The sequence below is a fragment of the Vibrio sp. A37 genome (assembly GCF_059777565.1).
The window spans coordinates 1-249 of sequence record NZ_JBLNLI010000105.1 but is presented as its reverse complement, the minus strand read 5'-3'; the positions used below and the strand labels follow the sequence as shown (position 1 = coordinate 249).

General features: G+C 49.8%; 1 protein-coding gene. It reads left to right on the top strand.

All coding sequences use genetic code 11. The features are described 5' to 3' along the window. A partial coding sequence (locus ACM2FC_RS23700; protein ID WP_498483485.1) for a thiamine pyrophosphate-binding protein occupies positions 1-249 on the top strand: 249 nt, incomplete at both ends.

Sequence of the window (249 nt, the reverse complement as noted above, 5' to 3'; positions counted from 1 at the left end):
GCGACCGTTTTGTATTGTCTAACGGCCACGGCTCTATGCTTATCTACTCTTTGCTCCACCTAACAGGCTATGCGCTACCGATTGAAGAGCTAAAGAACTTCCGTCAACTGCACTCAAAAACACCGGGTCACCCAGAGTACGGTTATGCACCGGGCATTGAAACAACTACTGGCCCTCTAGGCCAAGGCATCACCAATGCTGTGGGTATGGCGATTGCGGAAAAATCTCTTGCGGCGCAATTTAACAAAG